We start from the raw sequence: 9,947 nt of genomic DNA, 5'->3' as shown, positions 1-9,947 counted from the left end.
CCCTTGGCAGCGAGGCACCTGTGAAAACACAAACGGACTGCTGCGACAAATGCTTCCGAAGGGCACGGACCTGTCCGTCCACGACCAGGTGGCGCTCGACTCGATTGCCGATCTTTTGAACAACCGGCCGCGCCAGACGCTAAACTGGCGCAGCCCCATTCAGGCCTTTCGGGACCTCATCCAAGGGGCCTCTGAAATGGCTCAGGCCACAATCCATTGATCTGTTCAACATGGCCGGGTGTTGCACTTCAGATTTGAGACCGCCGTGCTTTATTTTCCGTTTTCTGAGACGTCCCCTATGAGCATCGCACCCTACATCAAGGAAATTGGCCGCGGCAAAGACGGCGCACGACCATTGACCGCCGATCAGGCGGAGGATCTGATGGGGCAGATTCTGGATGGGAACGTCACAGACCTGGAAATTGGCGCCTTTTGCCTGGCCATGCGGATCAAGGGCGAAACAGCCGAAGAACTCAAAGGCTTTGTGAAAGCCACCATCGCGCGCGGCCTGACACTGGTGGACTGTGCGCAGGCGGCCAAAGCCGGCATCGTGGTGCTCCCCTCTTACAACGGCGCGCGCAAGCTGCCGAATCTGACCGCGTTGTTGGCCCAAGCCTTGGCACGCCAAGGCGTGAGCGTGCTGGTGCATGGCCCCATGCAGGACCCCACACGGGTGACAACAGCGCAGGTTTTTCAAGCGGCCAACATGCCCATCGCGACCTCCTCGGATGACGTGCAACGCGCATGGGAGAGCGGGCAGCCTGCTTTCATGGCCACCGAAGTGTTGTGTCCGCCTTTGGCCAAGTTGTTGGCCGTCCGCTGGACGATTGGCTTGCGCAATCCGGGGCACACCGTCGCCAAGTTGCTGGACCCGTTTGCGGCGGGCCACGTTCCCAGCATGCGGGTCGTGAATCACACGCACCCCGAGTACGCGCACTCTTTGACTGATTTTCTGGCGCTCACGCAAGCCAACGCCCTGCTCATGCGTGGCACAGAAGGTGAGCCGGTGGCCGATGCACGCCGACAGCCGAAATTCGACGTCTTCCTTGGTGGGCAAAGACAAGCCGAACTCAGCCGCGCCACACAAGAGGGGGTGCTGACCAGCCTGCCGCAACTCCCCGAGACCTCGTCCCCTGACGACACGGCCCGCTACATCGCCAGCATCGCCTCAGGGCAGACCGCGCTGCCGGAGTCGATTGGCGCCCAGGCCTCATGCCTGGTGGCAGCCTTGCAGGCCATTTCCAGCTGACTCAAGGCTGACGCACGTCAGCGATCGGTGCCACATCGACGATCACCACCCAGCGCCCAGACCAGGGTGTGGGGCGTCGCTCTGTCAACCAGAACCACGGGTGTTGGCCCGTCTCGTCGTGCCACTGTTCAAAGGCACCATCCAGGACACCGTACTCATCGAGAAATCGGTTGAGGCCCGCATCAATGCGGATGCAGCCCTTTGATGCAGGGCGTCCAAGCCGTGCCTCCAGCACGGGGTCCGTCGCGTGAATCTGCAACCGGATGGTGTTCAGCCCCCCTGCTCCCCATGCTTTCGTGGCCTGCACCCACCCGAGGTCAAATATCCGCATGCCCTTCAGGCCATAGCCACGGATGTGGTTGCTGTTGAAGGTCCCCTCCGCACGAAAGCTCCCAACGTTGGGGCCGTGCTCGTACAAGCCGGTTGGCGTGAAGTAGTGATCAAACTCACCGGGCCGGCCTGTGCTCACTTTGGCAGTCCCAACCACCAGCCATCCACCATCGGCTTGGGCCAAAGCGACGACCAGGAGTTGCACTTTGGGATGTCGATCCACAAGCACCAACAACTGCCCCTCTGGCCACGCCCGCCCTTCCCGCTCGAAGGTGGCCTGCGCTGCAGATTGCAAGGCGGCCAGCATCAATGGGTCCGGTGACACGGCATGCGTGACCAGGCGCCGAAAACCCAACATCATCCGCGCCACTTCACCGTCAGACACAGCAGGCGTGACCCCGGGCGCCAACTCCAAGCGCTGCGCATGCCCCGAAACAGCCGACAGCGCGCAGACCACGATGCTCAGCACGCGCAGCGTCACCCCACACCATGCGGCAAGGCGACGATGCAATGTCGATGGGCGCACGGCGTGCACAAGACGGGGGCTGATGTTCATGGCGACATTGTGCGCTGCCCCCTCAGGCAAGGGGCCCACGGTAATGATCCCTATGAGGACGGCACCAGGTGGCTCCTACACTGCAGCGCATCTGTACCACCGTTGCTGAACATGCGCCGTCTGAATTCGTTGTTGTGGGCTGCGGCCCTTGGTTTGACCATGACCAGCGTTGGGGCACAAACCAGTGCGGCATCGTCGCCTGCAGCCAAGCCGGCCCGCATCGTTGACATCGACGATGCCGACCCGTTGATGAAACAGGCCTTCATTCGGGCTCGCGCGTCGCTCAATGGCTTTCTGAAAACAGCCGAGTCGGGCAACCCAGCCATCACCAACGCGGCACTGCGTGTGGTCATTCGCGAAGGCGATGTTCAGGAATACATCTGGATCCTGCCCTTTAAGCGAACCGGCAACAACTTCTCGGGCACGGTGAACGCTGTACCCCGTTTCCTCAAGAAGGTGACCGTGGCCCAAACCGTGACCTTCACCCGGGCTGATATTGCCGACTGGATGTATGTCGACACCTCCAAGAAGGTCATGTACGGAAACTTCACCACCTGCGCCATGGCCCTGAAAGAGTCACCAGGCGACATTCCCGAGTTGAAGAAGCGTTTCGGCCTCGACTGCCGTCGTTAAGCAGACGCTTCAGGTCGCACGATCTGGATGGGCTGCGCCTTGCTCTGGCGAGTGAGCTTTTCGCGCGCTCGAAGCTGGCCGCAGCCCCCATCCACATCCTGCCCTGCTGACTGCCGCAGCTTGGTCAAGATGCCACGCTGGTGAAGAGTGCGCGCAATGGCAGCAGCTTTTTCCCAGGCTGGACGCTGATAGGGCAGCTCGGGCACAGCGTTGTACGGGATCATGTTCATCAAGGCGTACTTGCCCTTGAGCAAACGCACGATGCCATCCAGCTCTTCTGGCGTGTCGTTCAACCCTTCGATCAGGGTCCACTGATACTGGATGGGGTAACCCGTGGCTCGGGCATAGCGTTCACCCGCCTCCACCAGTTCTTCTGGCGTCATCCGGGGGGCGCGTGGCAACAGTTGCTCACGCAGTTGCGCACGGGTCGTGTGCAAGGAGAGTGCCAATGCCGGCTTCACCCGCCCCTGCGGCAATCGCTCGAAGGCACGATGGTCGCCAACCGTGGAAAACACGAGGTTTTTGTGACCGATGTTGCCCACCGTTCCGAGCAAGTCAATGGCTTCCAGCACGTTGTCAAGGTTGTGGGCGGGCTCCCCCATCCCCATGAACACGACTTTCTTGACCGGCCGCAGTTGCCGGGCCAACGCCACTTGCGCCACGATTTCAGCGCTGCCCAATTGGCGGATCAACCCCTCCTTGCCGGTCATGCAAAACACGCACCCCACGGCGCATCCGATTTGCGTGGAGACGCACAAACCGTCGCGAGGCAAGAGCACACTTTCTGCCGTCTGGCCATCTTGGAGTCTGACCAGCAATCGGGCCGATCCGTCCTCACCAGGATGCTGCGACACCAGGCTGGCCAAGCCTTTCAGATCGGACTCGATCTGCGGCAAGCCTTCGCGGACCTCTTGGGGCAGAAAATCTTCCACACGACGTCGACCGCTGTCTTGCGGCAAGGCTTGCGCCCACAGACGCAACACACGTTGCTCGTGGATCGGTTTGGCGCCTAAATCACGCAGGCGCTGGCGGATGGTCTCAATGCGCATGGGTCAGCAAAAATGAGGCGCCAGTGTAGGGGCATTCGCGCCTCAAGACTGCGCCCGCAAAGCACGCCACGCTTCCAGCGCTTTCTTGGCACTGTCGGCACGCACCACGCCGTAGCCACGGATCATGTCCGGCACCGCCGCCATCTGGCATGCCCAAGCCACATTGCCCTTGTTCAACACACTCAGCACATGCTCGATTTGGCTCAGGTAGTGGGACAGCAGCGCGCGGTTGTCGCGATGCTCTTTAGTCCAGCGTAGTGGGTCCAGCCACGTGCCACGCACATGGCGCATGTGCGCCATGGCCTTGAGCAGCCACACCGAGCCTGGCCCCCATTCGTGCTTATGCGGACGCTCTCCGTCCGGCGTGAGAAACGGCGGCGCCAGATGGAAGGTCAAACGCCAGTTGCCCTCAAACATGCCATCCACTTGCGACATGAATTCAGGGCTCGTCAACAGGCGGGCAACCTCATACTCATCCTTCACAGCCATCAGTCTGAACAGGCTCCTGGCCACCGCCAGCGACAGCTTGTTCGAGCCCAGCGGTTGCTCAGCCTGCCGCACACGTGACATGACGTCCCGATAGCGTTGCGCCCAGGCTGGCCCTTGATACTGCGTCAACCAAGACTCGTGCTGTGCCATCAAGGCGTCCAGATCTTCCGGGTGCCAAGTGCTGCGAGCCCCGTGCCATGTCACCTTCTTTTCCGGTGTGGTCCATCGTGCAACCGATAAGGGATCGTGCGCGGCACGGCGCCCCCACTCGAATGCCTGCTTGTTCCGATCCACTTGCACACCATTCAATTCGATGGCGCGCATCAGCGTTGCAAGCCCCAGCGGAATCCACCCGGCTTGCCAGGCAAAACCAAGCATCAAGGGATTGGCGTAGATGGCATCGCCCAGTACACGCTCGGCCAAGGCCACGCTGTCAATTCGCTTCACCCGCTCGGCACCCACCGCTGCTTCCAGCGCGGCGTGGCATTCGGCGGAAGGAAACTGCCAATCCGGTTGCTGCATGAGCGCCGCCGTCGGGCTGGCATGCACATTCAAGGCCACATGGGTGCGCCCCTCTCGCATGAGCGACACGGTCGCATCTTGGGCAGCCACGATCGGATCACAGGCGAGCACCAGATCCGCCTCCGCCATTGCCACGCGGGTGGTGAAAATGGCGCGCTGATGCGAGGCAATCTGGATGTGGCTCCAGGTCGCGCCGCCTTTTTGCGCCAACCCAGCGGCATCTTGAACCATGATGCCCTTGCCTTCGAGATGCGCAGCCATGCCCAACAGCTGCCCGATGGTGATGACACCCGTGCCGCCAATGCCTGCGGCCACAATGCCGAATGCTTGCTCGCAAGACGGCAGATCAGGCTCCGGGATAGGGGGCAAATTGGCCAACGCAGGCATGCCCGGCGCGGGTTCGGGCTTACGCAAGCGTCCCCCATCGACGGTGACCAGACTGGGACAGAGCCCCTTCAGACACGAGAAATCCTGATTGCAGCTGCTTTGATTGATGCGCCGCTTGCGTCCCAGCGGCGTGTCGACCGGCTCCACGCTCAGGCAATTCGACTGCACCGCGCAGTCACCGCATCCTTCGCACACCTGCTCATTGATCACGACGCGACGTGTCAAAGCTGGTAGCTTGCCGCGCTTGCGGCGACGGCGCTTTTCAGTGGCGCAGGTCTGGTCATAGATCAACACGGTGCAACCGAGGGTGTCTCGGAGTTGGCGCTGCACGTCATCCAGTTGATCCCGATGACGCACGACCACGCCTGGCGCCAGATCCGTCATCAACTGATACTTCTCAGGCTCGTCCGACACCACAACGATCTGCCGCACTCCCTCGGCCTGCAACTCTCGCGTCATGGCGCTGACGGAGAGCGTCCCGTCAACGGGCTGCCCACCCGTCATGGCCACGGCATCGTTGTACAGGATCTTGTAGGTGATGTTCACCTTGGCCGCCAAGGCCTGACGAATGGCCAACACGCCCGAATGAAAGTAGGTGCCGTCGCCCAGGTTCGCGAACACGTGCGACTCGTCCGTGAAAGGGGCTTGCCCCACCCACGCGACGCCCTCCCCGCCCATTTGCGAAAACATGCTCGTTTGCCGATTCATCCACATGGCCATGTAGTGGCACCCGATGCCGGCCATGGCACGCGAGCCATCTGGCAAGCGGGTGGACGTGTTGTGTGGGCAGCCACTGCAGAACCACGGGGGGCGTTCCACGGCTGCGGCAGCACCGCTTTGCAATGCCCGCTCCTTGGCCTCGATGACGTGAAGGCGCTCGGCAATCCGTTGGCGCAGTGCGGGCTCGGCGTCTCGCAACAAATTGAGCTTGTCGATGCGCTGCGCCACGGCTCGGGCAATCAGCGCCGGATTCAAGTCAGCCTTGGCCCGCAGCAACCAGCGCGTCGCAGGATTGGGCATGGACCATTCGCCCCCCGTGATGTCACCCTCGGGCTCGGCAAACTTGCCCAGTACGTTGGGTCGCACATCCTCCCGCCAGTTGTACAACTCTTCCTTGAGCTGGTACTCGATGACCTGGCGCTTCTCTTCGATCACCAGAATCTCTTGCAGTCCTGTAGCGAACTCCCGTGTGATGCTGGCCTCCAGTGGCCACACCACCGACACCTTGTGTACCCGCAGGCCAATGCGTCGGCAGGCTTCATCGTCCAGGCCAAGGTCGTGCAGCGCCTGGCGAAGGTCGTTGTAAGCCTTGCCGCTGGCGATCAGGCCCAGGCGCGCATGGTGGCTGTCCAGAACGGTTCGATTCAAGCGGTTGGCCCTGACATAAGCCAGCGCGGCATACCACTTGTAGTCCATCAGACGCGCCTCTTGCGCCAGCGGCGTGTCGGGCCAGCGAATGTGAAGGCCGTCGGGTGGCATGTCGAAATCCTCGGGCAAGACGATGTGGACCCGATCAGGATCCACCGACACCGTGCTGGAGGACTCCACCACCTCCTGAATGGTCTTGAATCCACACCACAAACCGGCATAGCGACTCATGGCCAGGGCGTGCAGCCCCAGATCCAGGATCTCCTGCACGCTACTGGGAAAAAAGACCGGCAATCCACATGCCTTGAAAATGTGGTCACTCTGATGGGCCACAGACGAGCTGCGGGCGACGTGGTCATCCCCGGCCACGGCCAACACCCCACCAAGACGAGCGGTGCCGGCCATGTTGGCATGTTTGAGCACATCGGCACTGCGATCCACGCCTGGGCCCTTGCCATACCAAAGGCCAAACACCCCATCAAAGCGATGAGGTCCAGGTGTCAAACCAAGTTGTTGAGAGCCCCAGACCGCCGTCGCGGCCAGTTCTTCATTGACGCCGGGTTGGAAAACGATGTGGTGCGCTGCCAGATGTGACTTGGCCTGCCACAAGGCCTGGTCGTAGCCCCCCAACGGTGAGCCGCGATAGCCACTCACGAAGCCGGCCGTACGATGACCCGCCATGTGGTCTCTCGTCTGCTGCAGGATGGGCAGCCGCACCAAGGCCTGAATGCCGCTCATGAAAGCGCGGCCGCGCTCCAGTGCGTACTTGTCGTCCAGTGACAAAGATGCCAGGGCCTGTAGAACCTCTGCAGGGATGGGCGCATTCATATCGACCTCCGCCGGTATGCCGCTTCGCTGCATGGGGCCTTGTGAGTCCGGGCAGTCTGGCGACAACGAACCTGAGCCGCTTTCAGTTTAGGTCGCCGCTTTGTGTACAGTGCGCTGGTTTCTACCGAGTCAGCTGCGCCACGTGTGAACCTTCATGCGTTTATGTCATGAGGCACGGCAAATAACGAGCTTGAACTGCATGAGCGACTGCGCTTAAGCTGCTGACTTTCTTACACAACACCTGCACCAGGAGACTCGCATGAGTGATTCCAACTGGAAGTTTGAGACCCTGTCGGTTCATGCCGGCTACAGCCCTGATCCCACCACCAAGTCGGTGGCAGTGCCCATCTACCAAACCGTCGCCTACGCTTTTGACAGCGCCCAGCACGGTGCGGACCTGTTTGACCTGAAGGTGCCAGGCAACATCTACACCCGCATCATGAACCCCACGCAAAGCGTGCTGGAAGCCCGTGTGGCCGCCCTGGAAGGCGGTATCGGGGCGCTGGCGCTGGCATCGGGTCAAGCGGCCATCACTTACGCCATTCAGACGATTGCCGAAGCCGGTGACAACATCGTGTCGTCGACCGCCCTGTACGGTGGCACCTTCAACCTGCTGGCCCACACGCTGCCGCAGTACGGCATCACCACACGCTTTGCCGACCACCGCAGCCCCGAGAGCTTCGAGGCGCTGATCGACGAACGCACCAAGGCCATCTATGTCGAGTCGCTGGGCAACCCTGCCGGCAACGTGACCGACATCGCCAAGATCGCTGAAATTGCACACCGCAACGGCGTGCCACTGATCGTGGACAACACCGTACCGTCGCCTTACCTGTGCCGCCCCATCGAACACGGTGCGGACATCGTGGTGCAGTCGCTGACCAAGTACATGGGCGGCCACGGCAACAGCCTGGGTGGCGCCATCATCGACTCGGGCAAGTTCCCCTGGGCCGAGCACAAAGCCCGCTTCAAGCGCCTGAACGAGCCTGATCCTTCGTACCACGGCGTGGTGTACACCGAAGCGCTGGGCGCAGCGGCCTACATCGGTCGTGCCCGCGTGGTGCCCCTGCGTAACACGGGCGCTGCCATTTCGCCCTTCAACTCCTTCCTGATCCTGCAAGGCATCGAAACGCTGGGCCTGCGCATGGACCGCATCAGCAGCAACACGCTGAAGGTGGCCGAGTTCCTGAAGGCCCACCCCAACGTGAATTGGGTGAACTACGCTGGCCTGCCAGACCATCCTGACCACGCACTGGTGCAAAAGTACCTGTCGGGCCAGGCCTCGGGCTTGCTGACCTTCGGTGTACCCGGCGGCCGTGAAGGCGGTGCCCGCTTCCTCGACGCACTCAAGCTCTTCACCCGTCTGGTCAACATCGGCGACGTGCGCTCGCTGGCCACCCACCCAGCATCCACCACGCACCGTCAGCTGTCGCCCGAAGAACTGGCCAAGGCCGGTGTGACGGAAGACACCGTCCGTCTGTGCGTGGGCATCGAACACATCGATGACCTGTTGGCTGACCTGAGCCAGGCACTGGACGCGGCCAAGTAAGCCGCACCTGTTCACTGGGCCGCTGGCCCAGTGACACAATGAGCGCCCCTTTCGACCCGCTCCCTAAAAAGGTGACTTGTGATTGTTCGCCCCCGCCCCAACTGGCTCTTCATGCTCTTTGTGTGGCGCGGCTCCATCATTCACAAGATCGTGCCGCAGTTGCTGGTCACCACCCTGATTTCCATCCTGGTGGTGATCTTTCACGGCGAATTGCTGCACTGGAAAGTCACCCTCACCGCCGTGCCATTTTCTTTGGTGGGCGTGGCGCTGGCCATCTTCTTGGGCTTTCGCAACAGTGCCAGTTATGACCGCTACTGGGAGGCGCGCAAGCTCTGGGGCAAACTGCTGACCGACAGCCGCAATGCCTGTCGTCAGTACGTCTCTTTCGGTGGCAACGAACCGCGCACCTTCGTCCAGGGGCTGGCCGCATTTGTACACGCCACCCGACACCAACTGCGCAACACCGATCCCCGCGCAGACATGGCGCGACTGCTGCCCGAAGCCGTGTTGGCCGACCTCGCGCACCGCCGCAATCCTCCATTGCGGATTCTGATGTGGTTGTCCGACCTGGTTCGGCAAGAGCGGGAAGCTGGCCGCATGTCGTCCATGCTGGCCACCCAACTGGACAACTCGCTGAACGGCTTGAACGACGCATACGGTGGCTGCGAGCGCATTGCTTACACGCCACTGCCCTTCACCTACTCGGTGATCCTGCACCGCACGGTGTACATGTACTGCCTGATGCTGCCCTTCGGCCTGCTGGACTCCATCGGCATCATGACGCCACTGATGGTGGCCTTCGTGGCCTACACCTTCTTTGCCATCGAGGCGCTCAGCGACGAAATCGAAGAGCCCTTCGGCACCATGCCCAACGACCTGGCCTTGGGGGCCATGGCCATCGGCATTGAAAGTGCGGTGCTGGAGATGCTGGGCGACCGCGATCTGCCCCCCCTGCCCCAGCCGGTCGATCACATTCTGAATTGACGC

8 protein-coding genes are annotated in these 9,947 nt (G+C 61.7%); 5 read left to right on the top strand and 3 right to left on the bottom strand.

Translation table 11 applies throughout. From position 1 onward, the window contains the following. Positions 1-220 (top strand): transposase (locus ACMV18_RS09890; RefSeq protein WP_420817699.1); only part of this gene is annotated, 220 nt, incomplete at its 5' end. A gap of 78 nt (positions 221-298) precedes the next feature. After that, positions 299-1,249 carry a DNA-binding protein YbiB gene (gene ybiB, locus ACMV18_RS09885; RefSeq protein WP_420817698.1) on the top strand — a complete coding sequence of 317 codons (951 nt, stop codon included), beginning with the start codon at positions 299-301 and terminating at the stop codon, positions 1,247-1,249. Between the two features lies 1 nt (position 1,250). Here the strand turns inward: ybiB and ACMV18_RS09880 are convergent, their stop codons facing one another. Further along, positions 1,251-2,135 (bottom strand): L,D-transpeptidase, encoded by an 885-nt coding sequence (locus tag ACMV18_RS09880; protein ID WP_420817697.1) that lies wholly within the window; start codon positions 2,133-2,135, stop codon positions 1,251-1,253. A 111-nt stretch (positions 2,136-2,246) separates the two neighbouring features. Here ACMV18_RS09880 and ACMV18_RS09875 point away from each other — a divergent pair, with 111 nt between their 5' ends. Further along, positions 2,247-2,768, top strand: coding sequence for a DUF2314 domain-containing protein (locus ACMV18_RS09875; RefSeq protein WP_420817696.1), 522 nt, complete (start codon positions 2,247-2,249; stop codon positions 2,766-2,768). Here ACMV18_RS09875 and ACMV18_RS09870 read toward each other — a convergent pair. Beyond that, positions 2,765-3,817 carry an RNA methyltransferase gene (locus ACMV18_RS09870; protein WP_420817695.1) on the bottom strand — a complete coding sequence of 351 codons (1,053 nt, stop codon included), beginning with the start codon at positions 3,815-3,817 and terminating at the stop codon, positions 2,765-2,767. The two genes, ACMV18_RS09875 and ACMV18_RS09870, sit on opposite strands and share 4 nt — an antisense overlap. Before the next feature lie 42 nt (positions 3,818-3,859). After that, complete coding sequence (locus ACMV18_RS09865; RefSeq protein WP_420817694.1) at positions 3,860-7,411, bottom strand: indolepyruvate ferredoxin oxidoreductase family protein; 3,552 nt, start codon at positions 7,409-7,411, stop codon at positions 3,860-3,862. A gap of 259 nt (positions 7,412-7,670) precedes the next feature. Between ACMV18_RS09865 and ACMV18_RS09860 the strand changes: the two genes are divergently transcribed. Together ACMV18_RS09860 and ACMV18_RS09855 are read left to right on the top strand one after the other, a co-directional pair. Beyond that, the gene (locus ACMV18_RS09860) at positions 7,671-8,960 is read left to right on the top strand and encodes an O-acetylhomoserine aminocarboxypropyltransferase/cysteine synthase family protein (protein ID WP_420817693.1); all 1,290 of its coding nucleotides are present in this window, start codon (positions 7,671-7,673) and stop codon (positions 8,958-8,960) included. Between the two features lie 78 nt (positions 8,961-9,038). Beyond that, a complete protein-coding gene (locus ACMV18_RS09855) occupies positions 9,039-9,944 on the top strand; it encodes a bestrophin family protein (protein ID WP_420817692.1) in 906 nt (301 codons plus the stop codon). Positions 9,945-9,947 lie beyond the last annotated feature (3 nt).

Source organism: Aquabacterium sp. (assembly GCF_048860245.1).
Classification (GTDB): Bacteria; Pseudomonadota; Gammaproteobacteria; order Burkholderiales; family Burkholderiaceae_C; genus Aquabacterium.
Note: the sequence above shows the minus strand (reverse complement) of the source record. Positions and strands in the feature narration are given on the sequence as shown.